A 16,284-nucleotide genomic window follows, 5' to 3' on the forward strand; every position below is an offset into this window, starting at 1 on the left:
TCAGGAGAGGCCGACAGGCTCAGAGACCAGACGAGGCGCGCAGCACCGGGTTCGCGAAGCGCAACGTCACCAACTGGAACGGCCGCAACGTCACCTCGGTCCCATCAAGCGCCGCCGCGGTCACGGCCGCAGCATCCACCTCGCGCTCCAACAGATCCGTCTCGATCACGCTGTCGAAATCGAAAGCCGTCGTCAGCGTCGCCGAAGCACGCCCACCGTGCGCCTCATACAGCCGCACGATCACGTCACCGCTGCGATCCTCAGCGAGCTTCACCGCTTCCACCACCACTGCGTCCGACGACACCGCGACCAATGACTCAACCGGCCCCGCCCCCGCGACAGTGCGCGTCGGCAGATTGAGCCGATACCCCTCGCGCACAGCATCCGCGATCTCGGCATCCGGTCGAATGCTCACCCGGAACGTGTGCTCGCCCTGATCCGCCTCCGGGTCGGGGTACAACGGCGCCCGCAGTAACGACACTCGAACGTTCGTGATCGTTCCGCCACCGGAACGGGTCGCACGCGTGATGTCATGCCCATAGGTGGAATCGTTCGCAACAGCCACGCCGAAGCCATTCTCACCGACATGCACCCAGCGATGGGCCACCGTCTCGAACCGCGCCATGTCCCACGACGTGTTCGTGTGCGTCGGCCGCTGCACGTGCCCGAACTGGATCTCCGAACTTGCGCGATCAGCATGGACATCGAAGGGGAATGCGAGCTTGAGCAGCTTCTGCCGCTCATGCCAATCCACCGTCGTCTCGATCTCCAGCGCATGAGAATCCGCCGCCAAGGAGAGAGTCTGCGTGATCCGAGTAGCCCCCCGGCTACGGACCACGCAGACGATTGCCGTAGTCGGATGCGGAACCAGATCGATCGACACCGCGTCAGTCAGGTCGATGACGTGACGACGGTAGTGCTCATCGATGTCCCAGGCATCCCACTGCGTAGGCGTATCGCGATGCAACAGCAGAAGATTTCCCCGCTCTCCCGGCGCAATCGTTTCACGCCCCGTCGCGCGGACGATGAGTGACGTTATGAGACCCGACTCGTCGATGTGTACGGCAAGGTGCTCATTCGACAGATCGAATCCGCCCATCGTCCGCGCAACTGTCGCGGGTGGCGTCTCGATGGGGGAAGCGACAGCGATCCCCATCGCTGCTGCCCCCTCCCATGCATAGGGTCCCGCGTTCGCAACAAGCTCCGTCGTGCCCTCCCCGGCAACCGCTCGCAGAGCCTGCACGGTGATGCGCTCCGTCGACGCCAAGACCTCGGCGTAGCGACGTTCTGCTTCCCGGTGCACCCAGCCAATCGAGGTGCCGGGAAGAATGTCATGGAACTGCTGCAGCAACACGGTCTCCCATAAACCGTCCAACTCGCCATAGGGATACTCCGCGCCGCGTAAGGCCGCAGCCGTCGCCCACAGCTCCGCTTCACGCAGTGCATGCTCGCTGCGACGGTTGCCGCGCTTCGTGCGCGCCTGTGACGTGTAGGTGCCACGGTGGAACTCGAGGTACATTTCCCCCGACCACACCGGCGGATTCGGATACTCTGCCTCTGCCGTCTCGAAGAACTGTGCCGGCGATGACAACGTGACCGTGGGCGAACCTTCCAGTGATCGCAGTCGCGCCGCAGCCGCCACCATCTCGCGGTTCGGGCCACCGCCACCATCGCCGTATCCGAACGGCACGAGCGACGTGTTCGCGACACCCTTCTCGGCGTACTTGCGCTCAGCCCTGGCCAACTCCGCACCGGTCAGCTGCGCGCTGTACGTGTCCACCGGCGGGAAGTGCGTGAAGATGCGCGTTCCGTCCAGCCCTTCCCAGAGGAAAGTATGGTGCGGCATCGCGTTCGTCTCGTTCCACGACATCTTCTGCGTCAGCATCCACCGCGAACCCGCTGCGCGGGCAATCTGCGGCAGCGCGGCAGAGTAGCCGAACGAGTCCGGCAGCCAGACATCCAGTGGCTCGACACCGAACTCGTCCATGAAGAATCGCTTGCCACGCACGAATTGACGCGCCAGCGCCTCACCGCCGGGCAGATTCGTATCGGATTCGACCCACATGCCCCCGGCAGGCACGAAACGACCGGATGCCACAGCGTCCCGCATCCGTGAGAACAGCTCCGGCTGGAACTGCTTCATCCACGCGTACTGCTGCGCCGAGGAGGCCGCGAAGATGAAGTCGCTCTCGTCCTGCAGCGACAGCACGTTCGAGAATGTTCGCGCGACCTTGCGCTGGGTCTCGCGCACTGGCCACAGCCATGCGGAGTCGATATGCGCATGCCCGATCGCGTGCACGCGATGCGCAGAGGCGGATGCGGGTCGAGAGAGCACCTCGGCCAACGCGGCCCGAGCGTCCGCCGCCGTTCCCGCGATGTCATCCGGATCAGCAGCATCGACCATGCGCTCCAGCGCCCGCAGGATCTCTGCTCGACGCGGTGTGTCCGAAAGCTCCGCCATCAGTTGCAGCAGCACCGTGGCATCCTGCAACAACTCCCAGACGACGACATCGCGCACTGCGATATCCGCCTGACGGAACACGTACAGCGGATCGTCCCCCGCCGTCTCCAGCTCTCCCAGCGGCGTCGGTCGAAAATCGCGGAACCCGTCCGCGACGTCGGGGTTGGCCGCAGCCTCCAGATACAGCTCGAATGTGTCGCCTGCGTCGCCCTCCAACGGCACGTAGGCGTTGCGCGGCTCCACCGCCTTCAGGATCGAACCGTCCAGGCGATAGACGGTGCCCTCAGCCTGAAATCCGGGTTCTGCGGCGTTGAATCCGAGGTCGAAGAGCAGCTCGGCTCCGGTAGTGCCCGGTACCGTTCCGGTCACTCTCAGCCACGTCGTACCCCACGGGCGCCCCCAGCGCGTCCCAACGACGAACGGTTCATAAACCTGGCCAACAGCTTCAGCGAACGGTACCGGCTCCCCCGGCACTTCCCAGCGCGCCAATGTCAACGGCTCGAGATCCAGGTACACATTCGTACGCAACCGTTCATCGACAAAGCGACGAACTCTCGCTTCAATCAGCGCGGATGTGTCATGCATTCGGCAACCGACTCCAGGGCAGTGGGATACTAGATAGTAAATCGATTAGATTTACTCCTGTCAAGGGGTCCCACCCAAACAGTGAGCCTGGCGGAGCGCTCAGTGACCCAGGAACAGCGCAGATGCGCGGGGCGAGAGTACCTCGTCCAGCACCACGCAGCCCGCGCCCACCGCGCCGACGTCGTCTCCGACGACAGTGCCGGACACCGGCAACTCTCGCACGGCACGCGTGGCGCTCTGATGATCAAGCAGCTCGGGCAGACGCCGCAAGTACAACTCTTCGACACGCGACCAGAACGGTCCACCCAGCACGACGCGATCGACATCGAGCATGTTCGTCATTCCTGAGATCAACACCGAGAGGTGCTGCGCGGCCTGATCCAGCACCGCTGCCGCGTCCGCATCTCCCGCGGCGACACGCGCGCACAGCTGAGTGAAGCGCTCGTCAACCGATGCGGCATCGCTGCTCTCGCGATCGTCAGCGAAGATACCCGCGCGCTCGGCGCGCTCCACAATCGCCTGCGGCGTGCACACGACCTCAACACAGCCACGCTTCCCGCACCCGCACAGCGGACCATCGGGGTCGACGATGATGTGGCCGACCTCACCGACGTTGCGCGATGAACCTTGCACAGCCTCACCGTTAAGCACCAGCGCCGTACCGATGCCAATACCGAGGTAGACGAACAGGAAAGAGCCGTGCGTCGGGCTGGAACCCGTCCACAGTTCAGCGACAGCGGCAGCCGTCGTGTCCTTCTCCAATGTGACGGGGAATCCGGTCGCCTCGGCAAGAGAGTCTCGCAGTGGCACGCGATGCCACGTGTGCAGCTTGGGCGGGTCGATCACGGTGCCTCGGGCGGAATCAAGCGGCCCGGGTGTCGCGACGCCAATCCCAGCGATGCGCTCGCGATCGGCTCCGGAGCGGACGATCAGTTCATCAATCGCCTTGGACATTGCCATGATAATGCGCCGCGGATCGTTTGCGGGCGTGCGCTTCGTGGTGCGCTCGATCACAGAACCAGAGAGGTCCAACAGCACGAACGTCATGACCGCCGGATCAAGATGCACGCCGATCGAGAGCCGACTGTCTGCGTTCAGCCGCAGAGTGGTGCGTGGCTTTCCCGGCCCCGTGATGGTGCGGCCAGCCTCTTCGATGATCCCGTCATCCAGCAGTCTCCGGGTGATGTTCGTCACCGTCTGCGCCGAGAGTCCGGTCGCATCCACCAGTTCGATCCGGCTCAGGCCCTCGCCTGAACGTCGGATGGTCTCCAGGATGACGGACTGATTGAAGTCGCCCATCTTCGGCAGATTCGTTCCACGACGGCGTACGCTCACGGCTCCATCATGTCGCATGAGGCTGACTTCTTGTCCCCCAAAATACCTACAGACAAGATGCTTGCGTTCCCGCAGACTGGTTCCAACGCTTAGCGTTCGTTCGGTCTCTCTGCCCCAGGGTAGGCAGACGTAGATCGACCACCGCGGTCAGTTTTCGGGTAACTGCACCGCACCTGGCGAGGGGCAGGCGGCAACGCCGCCCCTCGCCCATCTCAACGTTCGCGCGGGATCTCGTGCCACAGGCCGACAGAATCCTCATCGGAAGAATCGCCCGCACTCGAGCGCCCCACCACGGTCACGGCCGTTTTCGAGTCGCGCGCCGCGCGAATGATCAATCGACCGGTGTCGGCGCGAGTGAGAACATCGGCAAGCTCATCGCGAATCTCCGCACGACGTTGCTCGTCGAGCTCCTCCAGCCCACCTTCGTCGAACACCGTCACCGCTGCACCTCGCAGTCGAGCATGCTGAATCGCGTCCCGAACGGCATCATTCAGCAGGCTCGCCCCACGCAGCTCATCGCGCAGCCGCCCCTCGGCAAGCCGTGCCTCCAGACGCTCTTCTTCGGTGAGGTGCCCGTGAGATGCGACCGTGCGCGTAAGCACCGGTCCTGCAGTTCCCAGCGCGTACTGCACGCGAACCCGCCGTTCTCGCTGGCGGACCAGCTGGGTCGCATGCCAGGCGGAGACTGCCTGCTGAATGTCGGCAAGATGTTCGGTGTCGCGCACCGCACGATCCCAGAAAACCACCAGCAGCTGCGCCACGATCGTCCACATGATGGAGCCGACCAGCCCCAGCTCCAGGGCGACAAGCACCCCGAGATACACGGTGGATGAGACCGTCAACACCAGCAACACCAGCCACCCAGCGATTGCTCGACGCCTGACGATGCAGACCACTGCGAGCAGGCCCAGCGCGCCGATGTACCAGGTCGCAAACGGGGCTGTCCGGTGAATCGGCAGCAGCGACGCGCTCACCATTGGGGGGATCGCGGCGCTCGCCACGACGGCGACCACTCCCCACCACAGCGGCATCTGCATCTCACCGGGCGCTTCGACGAGCACGGTGGCCATCATCACTATCAGGTAGAGCAGAATCGCCGCCACCATGAGCAGCGGGACCGTCGGCTGCACGATCCACCACACGGCACGCGCCGCGAAATAGACCGCGAATCCGACAGCGAGCGCCGTGGCAACGCTGCGTACTGAGCGGTTCATGCCCGCTCCCATCCGAGCGTCACGGTAGTGCCCGCAGAGCCGGATACGATCGTCGCTGTCCCGGCCACTCCCGCCATTCGCGCGATGATGGATGCCCGGATTCCCAGGCGGTCCTCGCCGATGGCATCCACATCGAATCCGGGACCGGTGTCAGCAACGGTGACGGAGACCTCATCATCGCCCTTCTCATCGACGACGAGGTGAAGACCACGGCCATGCGCGTGGGTGACGGCGTTGCCGATCGCTTGCCGCGCGGCAAGGACGAGTGCACGTGCCACCCGGCCGGGGATGGACCCGGCACTGCCACGTTCTTCGACGACGGCATCCGCGCCGATCTCAGACAGCGCTCGGCGCAGCTCGATGACGATCTGCGCGGTCGCGACCGGCGCGTCGCTGCCTTCCTGCGCAATACCGGCGTCGGTGTTCGCAAGCCGAGTGAGCGCTTCTCTGGCCATTGAGACAGCCAGGTCACGCGCGCGATCGGTGTCCGCGCGCTCTGCGGCGATCAGCGCCGCGAGCACACTGTCGTGCATCAGCGCGGCGATCGACACGCGCTCTTCCTCTGCGGCGGCGGCCGCAGCCGCAGCAGCGTAGGAGGCGACCGTCTGGCCACGGGCATTATCGACACCAGCGGCGACAGCGCGGAACATCCATCCGAGCGACAGGATGACGATTCCGAGAATGATCGTAAACGACACGTCAAAGGCGGCGCTCGTCCAGAATCTGCTCGTGAACTCACCCTCGACGAGGCGAACGTAGCCATAGACGAGCGGGACCCCGAATGCCCAGACCAGCTGGAGCTTCATCGGGAAAGCGAGCATCGCGGCGACGACGCCGACATTGACCAGGAAGAAGATCCATGGCTGTCCTGGCGCGCGGTTGGAGTCCATGACCAGCGGCCATGCCGCGAGGGCGACAACGTAGACGATGGCGAAGACGCCAGACGCAACACGCACTCCGCGACCGGTTACACATGCGACCAGCATGGCGAGCAACGGCACGTACACGATGACGATGATCGCGATGTAACCAGCGGACGCACCCTGCGAAACGCCGCCGAGGGCAGCGACCAGCGCCTGGGCACCCAGCAGCGTCGATCCGATCGCCACGACTGTGGCGAGGATGCGCTCCATCCGTTTACCGGTGAAGCGTTCAAACTCGGTTTCCGCAGTGCCTGGGGACGGAATCTGACTCCAGGCGTCGCGAAGAGCGGTATCAGCCGACACTCGCGGCTCCGTCGCCAGCGACGATGCCATCTTCCATCGCGCGCCGAAGCAGGTCGATCTTGGTTCGCGCAGGTCGACCGACATCGACGTACTTCACACGCACGCGCGTGATGTTCTCCTTGGCCGTCGAATAGGCAACGCCCAGCCGTTCAGCGACAACCTTCAACGGCAGTCCGGTGGCGTACAGCCGCAGCACCTCGCGTTCACGTGTCGACAGCAGCGCATCGGCGAACTCGCGATCCCCCTCGACGGCGCTGGCCCACTCCACATTGTTGAGCGCGTCACCACGAGCGACCGTACGGATGGCATCAAGCACATCATCAAGGGCGGATGACTTACTCACAATGCCTGCGGCTCCGGCAGCGAGCGATTCACGCACAGCCGCTGGTCGGTCGGCAACACTGTGGATGACGACACTGGCGCCATCGGCCACCAGAGTCGCCACGTTCTCGGTCACGGTGGTGCCGTCGCCGAGCGTGAGATCGAGAACAACGACATCAGCGGGAGCAGCGCCAGTGGACCGTCGCCAGTCGAGATACGACCCGACTGTGCTGCCGGAGAAGACCACGGACTGCGCCCCGTCTCGCTCGCACGCCAATTCGAGCCCGAGGCGAACGGACTCGTGATCGTCGATGAGTGCGACCCTGCTCATGCACCCAGCCTACCGATCTGCTGAGCACTCACCTCGTGAGGAGGGCGACGACCTCGAAATGATGCGAGTGCGGGAACAGGTCGAAGGCCGCGAGCGATGCCGTCTCCCAGCCGAGTTCGCGGAATGTGCCGAGGTCGCGAGCGAGCGCGACCGGGTCGCACGCCACGTAGACGATCGCGTCAGGGCTCAGCGCATGCAGCCCTTCGACGACGGCACGGCCGGCGCCGGCGCGAGGCGGATCCAGCACGACAGCGCCGACCCGTTCGCCGTTGGGGAAGCCTTCGAGGTACTTGTCTACGCGCCCGGTGACCGCGTGCACGTCGAAGTCCTCGAGGTTCTGCTGCGCGAGCTCGGTGGCACGCCTGCTCGATTCCACCGTCACGATGTTGGTCGCGCCGAGCTCTCCCAATGAGGCTCCGAACAGACCGACGCCGCCATACAGGTCAAGATGCGTCTTCTCCGGGTCGACTCGTCCGGCGAGAGCCGAACGCACGGCGGTGTCGAGCGTGTCGGCCGCCCGAGGATGCACCTGCCAGAAGCCATCAGCATCCACCTGGAATTTGCGCTCGCCCACCTGTTCGCGGATGACCTGTGCGGCTGGGCGCTTGCCCTTCGCCGGGCGACGGATGACGTGCACCTGACCGTCTGCGGACTCAACAAGGTCAATGCGTCCAGGCTTAGCGTTCTTCTGCGAGAGCGCCTCTGCCGCTACCCGGCGGCGCGCGAGGGGGTGCGACTGCACCGGGATCACCCGGTGGCTGCGCGCTGCATACGGGCCGACGATTCCGTCGTCGTCCACGTGCAGTGAGACGCGCGTACGCCAGCCGGTGCCGTTTCCGTCGTCAACGGGTGCAATTTCGGGAGCAACCAGGCCAGGACCTGCGAACTTGTCGAATGCCTCCTGCAGCACCTGGCGCTTCAGCGTGCGCTGGTGCGCCAGCTTGATGTGTCCGAGGTCGGCACCGCCGGCTCGTTCTGCGGGGTCACGCGACACATCGGCCTCTGACCATACATGCGGCTGGCGGTGCGGTGACGATTCCAGCACCTCGACGGTCTCGCCGCGCCAGAACGACGACTTGGTGGACTCCGTGATGCGCACGCGCACGCGCTCCCCTGGGATCGCGTCGGAAACGAACACGACACGCCCCTCGTGACGGGCGATGAAGGTGCCGCCGTGAGCGATGCCGGTGATGTCAAGGTCGAGCAGCTGGCCCGCAGAGGAAGTCATCCTTCCAGGATCCCACGTCTGACGCGGCATATCGAACACAAATCGGCCCCGACGCGTACGCGTGGGGGCCGATTTGAGGTTTATCTGCTCAATCGTCCAACGGCTGACCCGTCCGGTCGCGCGCGAACAGTACGGCGACGACCGAGATGATGGCGCAGATGCCGATCAGAATGCCGATGCCACCGTAGTTGTTGGCACCTGCCACGATCGCGGTGGCGATGAGCGGCACAGGGCCTCCAGCGATGGCCGCGCCGACCTGGTACCCCAGCGAAGCCCCGGTGTAGCGGACGTCCGGCGGGAACGACTCGGCGAAGAACGTGCCGAGCACGGCGCCGTAGCTGGCCCAGATGACGCCGAAGCCGATGACAAGCGCGAGGAGCAGCAACCAGAAGTTCTGCTGGTTCATCATCCACAGGAATGGCACGGTGTACAGCGCCACCGCAATCGCTCCGCCGATGAACACCTTCTTTCGTCCGATCCTGTCAGACACCCGTCCCCAGAACAGCATCACCGGAATGGCGACCACCGCGGCGACGAGCACGGCATTGAGCGCCTCGGTCTGCGTGAATCCGAGAGTCACGGCGTAAGAGACCGAGAACGTCGCGAACAGGAAGAAGGTCGCCGTCTCGATGAACTTCGCGAGGATCACGATGATCACCTCACGCCAGTTACGGCGCAGGATCAGAGCGATCGGGAGCTTGGCTGTCTTGCGCTCAGAGACCACCTTGCGGAACGACGGCGTCTCACCGACTGAATGGCGGATCCAGAGCCCCACGGCGACCAGCACGACGGAAAGGATGAACGGGATGCGCCATCCGATCGAGAGGAACGCCTCTTCAGGGAAGATGGCCATGGCGCCGGTGGCCGCGAGGTTTCCAAGAGCAAGGCCGAGAAGAGCACCGGTCTGCGGGACCGCGCCCCACATGCCGCGACGTTTGCGCGGCGAGTATTCGACGGCGAGCAGCAATCCGCCGCCCCATTCGCCGCCGAGCGCCAGGCCCTGTAGCAGTCGCAGCGTGGTCAACAGGATCGGAGCCCAGACGCCGATCATTGCGTAGGTGGGCAGCAGGCCCATCAGCAGCGTCGAGATGCCCATGATCGTGAGCGTCACGACCAGCGTCTTCTTGCGCCCGATCCGATCGCCCATGTGGCTGAACAGGATGCCCCCGATCGGGCGCACCAGGAACGACAGCGCGAATGCGGCGAGCGCCAGCATGTTACTCAGACCAACATCGTCGGACGTGAAGAACAACGGTCCGAACACGAGCGCCGACATGGTTCCGTAGAGGAAGAAGTCGTACCACTCGATCGCGGATCCCACCGCTGAGCCCGCAAGGGCGCGACGACGCTCAGACGATGAGATCTGGTCTGCCTTCTCGGGGATCTTTTCCTGCACTTCAGTCATTTCTCTTGGATGCCTTTCATCATTGAACACGTCATCGGCTGCGATGAACGTCAGGCGGCCTTGCGGCCGGCGAGGATGTCGAGGGCGACGTCGACGATCAGGTCTTCCTGACCGCCCACCAGTCGGCGACGGCCAACCTCGAGGAGGATCTCGTGTGCGGGGACGCCGTACTTCGCGCCCGCACGCTCGGCGTGCAGCAGGAAGGACGAGTAGACGCCGGCGTAGCCGAGTGTGAGCGTCTCGCGATCGACTTGGACGGGGCGCACCTGCAGAGGACGCACGATGTCATCCGCGGCATCCATCAGAGCGAACAGGTCGGTGCCGTGATTCCAGCCGATCTTGTCCGCGGCCGCGATGAACACCTCGAGCGGCGCGTTGCCCGCGCCCGCTCCCATCCCGGTCAGGCTCGCATCGACACGGTTCGCCCCTGCACGCACTGCGGCGATCGAGTTCGCGACGCCGAGCGACAGGTTGTGGTGTGCATGAACGCCGATCTCTGTGGAGGCATCGAGCACGTCGCGCAGCGCCGTGACCCGGTCGGTGATGTCATCCATGTTCTGTGCACCGGACGAGTCGACGACGTAGATGCACTGAGCGCCGTAGCCCTCCATGAGCTTGGCCTGCTCGGCGAGCTTCGCCGGGGTCGCCATAGCGCTCATCATCAGGAAGCCGGTGGTGTTGAGCCCCATCTCGCGCGCCTTGGCGATGTGCTGTGCCGAGACGTCGGCCTCAGTGCAGTGTGTCGCGACGCGGACGTAGCTGACACCGGCCGATGCCGCGCGCTTGAGGTCGTCGATCGTGCCGACGCCGGGGAGCAGCAGCGTCGCGATGGCGATGTCGTTCGCGACCTCGGCGGCAGCCTCGATGAGTTCGGTGTCCGAGTGACGCGCGAAACCGTAGTTGACGCTGGATCCGTTCAGCCCATCGCCGTGGGCAACCTCTACGGAATCAACACCGGCGCTATCGAGCGCGGTTACGACATCTCGAACGTTTTCCACCGTGTACTGGTGGCCGACCGCATGGCTGCCGTCACGCAGGGTGACGTCGGAGATGAACAGCTTGTCCTTCGTGGGGTCGAACATGGTCATGCCACTTCCTGGACCTGCAGAGAGCGGGTCGCGATCGTCTCGGCGGTGCGCAGCGCCGCCGAGGTCATGATGTCGAGATTTCCTGCATATGCGGGCAGGTAGTGCGCCGCACCCTCGACCTCAAGGAACACCGAAGTCTTGAGGCCCGTGAACTCGCCGTACCCCGGCACGTTGACCGGCACCTCGATGCGGTCGAACTGCACCTCCTGTTTGAGGCGGTACCCGGGGACGTACTGGTTGACCTTGTCGACCATCGACGCGATGGATGCGGTGATCTCGGCCTCATCCGCGATATCCGACAGCACGAAGACGGTGTCGCGCATGAGCACGGGGGGCTCAGCGGGGTTCAGGATGATGATCGCCTTGCCGTACTCGGCACCGCCGACCTCGCGGATCGCCGCGGAGGTCGTCTCGGTGAACTCGTCGATGTTCGCCCGTGTGCCCGGTCCGGCGGACTTCGAGGAGATGGATGCCACGATCTCGGCGTAGTGCACCTTGGTGACCGCTGAGACAGCCGAGACGATCGGGATGGTGGCCTGACCGCCGCAGGTGACCATGTTCACGTTGGGAGCATCAAGGTGCTCCTCAAGATTCACGACCGGGACGCAGTACGGCCCGATCGCAGCCGGTGTCAGATCGATGAGGCGGATGCCGGGCTTGGCCGCGGTGAGCTTCGCCGCATTCACCACATGCGCGGAGGCCGAAGTGGCGTCGAAGACGATCTCGATGTCAGCGAAGATGTCGTGGGCGATGAGACCGTCCACGCCGCTGTCGATGGGAATGGCGCCGAGGCGACCGGCGCGAGCGAGGCCGTCGGAGGCCGGATCGATCCCGACCATGGCCGAAGCTTCGAGGACGCTCGACCCGCGAATGATCTTGATCAACAGATCCGTGCCGATATTTCCTGAACCGATGATGGCGGCTTTTACCGTGCGTGGCACTGCGACTCCACCTCTCTGTGTGCGTTTAGTCGAACCCTGTTCGATATTTCGACCTTGATTCGATATATTGAACACGCCTGGGCGCGTGATGTCAAGGCGACGGTTTTGCCCGGATCACGGAAACCCGGTAAGGATGGAGCCATGGCCAGACTCACCCCCGCAGTGATGCGCACGCTCGACATCCTCGAGCTGTTCGTCGAGGGCGGCCCCGAGCTCACCGTCGCGGACATCCTGCAGCGCACGGAATTCCCCCGAACCACGGTGCATGAGCTACTCGCCACCCTCGTCGCTCGGGAGTACCTGCAACGCGACGAACGCACCGGCCTTCATCGTCTGGGCGTGCGCGTGCTGCACCTCGGCAACGCGTACTCCTCGCGCTTCGATCTGCTTACCGCCGCGAATTCCGTCGCCCGTGAACTTGTCGATCGCAGCGGCGAGACCGTGAGCGTCGCCGTGCGTGAGGGCTCGCAGGTGTTCTACCTCGCCAAGGTGGAAGGCCATGACACCCTGCGTATGCCGTCGAGCATCGGACAGCGCCTGCCCGCACATCTGACCGGTCTCGGCAAGGCGCTGTTGGCTCCTCTGCCGATTAAAGCGCTGCGCGCCCTGTACCCCAATCCAAACGATCTGCCCGTACTCACCGCCCACAGCATCCGCACCCTCGACGCGCTCGAAGCCGACCTCGCCGAGGTACGTGGGCGCGAAGGGATCGCGTTCGAGTCCGAGGAATCTACCCCCAACCTGCGCTGCGCCGCAGCACCCGTCTACGACGCGACCGGCGCAGTAGCCGCAGCGATCAGCATCTCGGTGCCACTGGCCCGTTGGGACCAGCACGGCGATGGGCATTGGATCTCGCTCGTCCGCTCCGGAGCGGAGATTCTCTCCGAACAGCTCGGCCACCGCCAGCCGGCTCAGTGACCGACACCACACGACGACCGGCTCTACGCTGAAGTCATGCGTGTTTGCCTGGCCTCCACCTCCCCCGCTCGCCTCATGTTGCTTCGCCAGGTCGGCATCGAGCCGATCACGCGTGCGCCGGAAACCGACGAGGATGCCGTGGCCGCGCGCGCAGCGGCCGAACGCGGCGCGGATTTGCCGCCGGCAGAGCTCGTGCTGCTGCTGGCGAGAGCCAAAGCCGCGGATGTCGCGCACCGGCTCGCTGAGGAAGACCCGACCTTCGACGGCCTGGTGATCGGCGGCGACTCGATGTTCGCCCTCGGGGGGCGCGTCTACGGCAAGCCGTACACGGCGGCGGAAGCCACACGGCGCTGGCAGGAGATGCGCGGCAAGACCGGCATCCTGCACTCCGGTCACTCGGTGCTCCGGCTGAAACCCGGTGTTGCTCCCGTAGAAGCGACCGCCGTCGCCGAATCATCCGTCACATTCGCGGACGTGACCGATCAGGAGATCGCCGCATATGTCGCCACCGGCGAGCCGCTTCACGTTGCGGGCGCCTTCACCGTCGACAGCCTCGGCGGCGCATTCATCACCCGGGTCGATGGCGACCCATCCACCGTGGTCGGCATGTCGCTGTCGACCATCCGCCAGCTCACGATCGAGCTCGGCGTCTCGTGGACGGACCTGTGGTCGTAGACATCCCGCCACGTTTTCACGAATTTCTTGTGGAGAGTTGTCAAAGGGATCGGCCTCAATCTCGCTAGGCTGGCACTCATGCCAATCGAGAAGGTGCTCATCGCTAACCGCGGTGAGATCGCCGTACGCATCATCCGCGCCGCTCGCGATTCCGGGATATCCTCGGTCGCCGTCTACGCAGACCAGGATCGTGATGCATTGCACTCGCGGCTTGCAGACGAGGCCTATGCCCTGGACGGAGAGACAAGCGCCGCCACCTACCTGCAGATCGACAAGATCCTCTCGATCGCTCGCCGCGCAGGTGCTGACGCAGTGCACCCCGGCTACGGCTTCCTCGCCGAGAACGCCGAGTTCGCTCGCGCCGTGATCGGCGCAGGCATGATCTGGATCGGACCCTCCCCCGAAGCCATCGAATCTCTCGGCGACAAGGTCACCGCGCGACACGTCGCAGAGAGGGTCGGCGCTCCGCTTGCCCCCGGAACCCCCGGTCCGGTAGAAACCGCTGACGAGGTCATCGCCTTCGCGAAGGAGTTCGGCCTACCGATCGCCATCAAGGCGGCGTACGGTGGCGGCGGACGCGGCCTCAAGGTCGCCCGCGAGCTGGACGAGGTCGCCGAGGCCTTCGAATCCGCCACCCGTGAAGCCGTCGCTGCCTTCGGACGCGGCGAGTGCTTCGTGGAGAAGTACCTCGACAAGCCCCGTCACGTCGAGACGCAGTGCTTGGCGGATGCCGCAGGCAATGTCGTCGTCATCTCCACGCGCGACTGCTCGCTGCAGCGCCGGCACCAGAAGCTCGTCGAAGAGGCACCTGCCCCCTTCCTGACCGAAGAGCAGAACCGCCAGCTGTACGAATCCTCGAAGGCCATCCTCCGCGAGGTCGGCTACGTCGGAGCGGGCACCTGCGAGTTCCTGATCGGCGCCGACGGCACCGTGTCTTTCCTCGAGGTGAACACACGTCTGCAGGTCGAGCATCCGGTCTCCGAAGAGGTCACCGGCATCGACCTGGTGCGCGAACAGTTCCGCATCGCGGCCGGCGGCACCATCGACTACGACGACCCGACGCCGCAGGGACACTCCTTCGAGTTCCGCATCAACGGTGAAGACCCGGGTCGCGGGTTCCTTCCCCAGCCCGGCCCCATTCACGTGTTCAAGACGTTCGGTGGCCCCGGCATCCGCCTCGACTCGGGTGTGACCGCTGGCGACGCCGTCTCCGGCGCATTCGACTCGCTGCTGGCGAAGATCATCGTGACCGGACGCACCCGCGAGGAGGCGCTCGAACGCGCTCGACGCGCCCTGGACGAGTTCGAGGTCGCAGGTCTGCCCACAGTCCTCCCGTTCCATCGCAAGGTCGTCCGCGACCCCGCTTTCACGGCGGAAAACGGCAAGTTCGGCATCTTCACGCGCTGGATCGAGACGGAATTCGACAACGACATCCCCGCCTGGGACGGCGAGATGGACGAGCCTGTTGCCGCTGCAAGCCGCCACACCGTCGTCGTCGAGGTCGCTGGTAAGCGTCTCGAGGTGAGCCTGCCCGACCGCGTCACGGTCGCTGCCGGTACCTCCGGTCGACCCGCAGCTGTCCCGCCGTCGCGTCGCAGCCACTCCACGTCGGTCTCCACTGGCGCATCGGGTGATGCTGTGAAGTCGCCGATGCAGGCCACTGTCATCAAGATCGCTGTCGAAGAGGGCCAAGAGGTCGTCAAGGGCGATCTGGTCGTCGTTCTCGAGGCGATGAAGATGGAGCAGCCGCTGCAGGCGCACAAGGACGGCGTGATCGGCAACATCAACGCCGCTGCCGGTGCCACGGTTTCCTCGGGCCACCAGCTGCTGACGATCTCCTGACCGACTTCCGCCCGTGGCCGCGGGGCTTGTAGTCTGACTTGATGTTGAGCTTGCGGAAGACCTGGATGGTGGCAGGCTCCGGCCTCATCGTCTGCGGCGTGATCGGTATGCTGCAGCCCAGCGTTCTCGGCCTCACCGGATCCGCAGTCATCACAGTGATCGGTGACGTGATCTACGCGGCGTCGGTGCTGCTGTTCGCGATCGGATTCTCCCGCGAAGCCAGCATTGTGGAGCGTAGGCCGCTCGGGGTGACCGCCATGGCCATCGTCGGACTCTGGCCGCTGGCAGGCTTCATTCTCACACGGCTACTCGCGTTGGCGGAGCCCAGTGGTGGATCGGCGTGGACGGTCTACGGCTATCTCAGCCTGTTGATTCCTGCCGCTGCCGGGCTGCTTGCGGCTGTGCAGATCGCCCGTGCGGACGCCGTCCCCTCACCATGGCGCCTGGCGCCACTATGGGTGCTGGGCGCGTACGCCGTGACGTGGGCGATCTCGCAGATCATCTTCGTCACCGTGCGGTCGGAGAGCATCCAGGCCTTCGCCGACATGTTCTTCATGCTCGGAGCGCTCACGTCCCTCGCAGGAACGCTGGGTCTCGGCATCCTCGCGCTCGTCCTCGACGCGCGGAAAACTCCCCGAAGCGTCGACGTCTACACCTCGCGCTGACCCCCGTTCGCGAGACTTCGCGTATGTCACCTAAAGGCGCTTGCGCGGT

13 protein-coding genes are annotated in these 16,284 nt (G+C 64.9%); 4 read left to right on the top strand and 9 right to left on the bottom strand.

Annotated elements, in window-relative coordinates; genetic code table 11:
* Positions 1 to 19: 19 nt before the first annotated feature.
* The 9 genes from ACSU04_RS15230 to ACSU04_RS15270 all read right to left on the bottom strand — a co-directional run bounded on the left by ACSU04_RS15230 (position 20) and on the right by ACSU04_RS15270 (position 12,135).
* Positions 20 to 3,046: an alpha-mannosidase gene (locus ACSU04_RS15230; RefSeq protein ID WP_439290172.1), complete on the bottom strand. Its 3,027-nt coding sequence runs from the start codon at positions 3,044 to 3,046 to the stop codon at positions 20 to 22.
* Positions 3,047 to 3,145: 99 nt separating this feature from the next.
* The gene (locus tag ACSU04_RS15235; RefSeq protein ID WP_439290354.1) at positions 3,146 to 4,345 is read right to left on the bottom strand and encodes an ROK family protein; all 1,200 of its coding nucleotides are present in this window, start codon (positions 4,343 to 4,345) and stop codon (positions 3,146 to 3,148) included.
* Positions 4,346 to 4,593: 248 nt separating this feature from the next.
* Positions 4,594 to 5,595, bottom strand: coding sequence for a hypothetical protein (locus tag ACSU04_RS15240; protein WP_439290173.1), 1,002 nt, complete (start codon positions 5,593 to 5,595; stop codon positions 4,594 to 4,596).
* The gene (locus ACSU04_RS15245; RefSeq protein WP_439290174.1) at positions 5,592 to 6,821 is read right to left on the bottom strand and encodes a sensor histidine kinase; all 1,230 of its coding nucleotides are present in this window, start codon (positions 6,819 to 6,821) and stop codon (positions 5,592 to 5,594) included. Before ACSU04_RS15245 ends, ACSU04_RS15240 begins: the two co-directional genes overlap by 4 nt.
* Positions 6,811 to 7,473, bottom strand: coding sequence for a response regulator transcription factor (locus ACSU04_RS15250; protein WP_439280529.1), 663 nt, complete (start codon positions 7,471 to 7,473; stop codon positions 6,811 to 6,813). Before ACSU04_RS15250 ends, ACSU04_RS15245 begins: the two co-directional genes overlap by 11 nt.
* Before the next feature lie 28 nt (positions 7,474 to 7,501).
* The gene (locus tag ACSU04_RS15255) at positions 7,502 to 8,701 is read right to left on the bottom strand and encodes a class I SAM-dependent RNA methyltransferase (RefSeq protein ID WP_439290175.1); all 1,200 of its coding nucleotides are present in this window, start codon (positions 8,699 to 8,701) and stop codon (positions 7,502 to 7,504) included.
* An 88-nt stretch (positions 8,702 to 8,789) separates the two neighbouring features.
* Positions 8,790 to 10,106: an MFS transporter gene (locus ACSU04_RS15260; protein WP_439280531.1), complete on the bottom strand. Its 1,317-nt coding sequence runs from the start codon at positions 10,104 to 10,106 to the stop codon at positions 8,790 to 8,792.
* Positions 10,107 to 10,156: 50 nt separating this feature from the next.
* The gene (gene dmpG, locus ACSU04_RS15265) at positions 10,157 to 11,194 is read right to left on the bottom strand and encodes a 4-hydroxy-2-oxovalerate aldolase (protein ID WP_439280532.1); all 1,038 of its coding nucleotides are present in this window, start codon (positions 11,192 to 11,194) and stop codon (positions 10,157 to 10,159) included.
* Complete coding sequence (locus ACSU04_RS15270; RefSeq protein ID WP_439280533.1) at positions 11,191 to 12,135, bottom strand: acetaldehyde dehydrogenase (acetylating); 945 nt, start codon at positions 12,133 to 12,135, stop codon at positions 11,191 to 11,193. Before ACSU04_RS15270 ends, dmpG begins: the two co-directional genes overlap by 4 nt.
* 141 nt (positions 12,136 to 12,276) lie before the next feature.
* On the opposite strand from ACSU04_RS15270, the gene ACSU04_RS15275 reads away from it, so the two are divergent.
* The 4 genes from ACSU04_RS15275 to ACSU04_RS15290 all read left to right on the top strand — a co-directional run bounded on the left by ACSU04_RS15275 (position 12,277) and on the right by ACSU04_RS15290 (position 16,235).
* Complete coding sequence (locus ACSU04_RS15275; protein ID WP_439280534.1) at positions 12,277 to 13,053, top strand: IclR family transcriptional regulator; 777 nt, start codon at positions 12,277 to 12,279, stop codon at positions 13,051 to 13,053.
* A 36-nt stretch (positions 13,054 to 13,089) separates the two neighbouring features.
* A complete protein-coding gene (locus tag ACSU04_RS15280; protein WP_439290176.1) occupies positions 13,090 to 13,728 on the top strand; it encodes a Maf family protein in 639 nt (212 codons plus the stop codon).
* Positions 13,729 to 13,806: 78 nt separating this feature from the next.
* A complete protein-coding gene (locus tag ACSU04_RS15285) occupies positions 13,807 to 15,570 on the top strand; it encodes an acetyl/propionyl/methylcrotonyl-CoA carboxylase subunit alpha (protein ID WP_439290177.1) in 1,764 nt (587 codons plus the stop codon).
* A gap of 41 nt (positions 15,571 to 15,611) precedes the next feature.
* Complete coding sequence (locus ACSU04_RS15290; protein WP_439290178.1) at positions 15,612 to 16,235, top strand: hypothetical protein; 624 nt, start codon at positions 15,612 to 15,614, stop codon at positions 16,233 to 16,235.
* Positions 16,236 to 16,284 lie beyond the last annotated feature (49 nt).

The sequence above is a fragment of the Microbacterium sp. A84 genome, from assembly GCF_051842815.1.
Classification (GTDB): domain Bacteria; phylum Actinomycetota; class Actinomycetes; order Actinomycetales; family Microbacteriaceae; genus Microbacterium.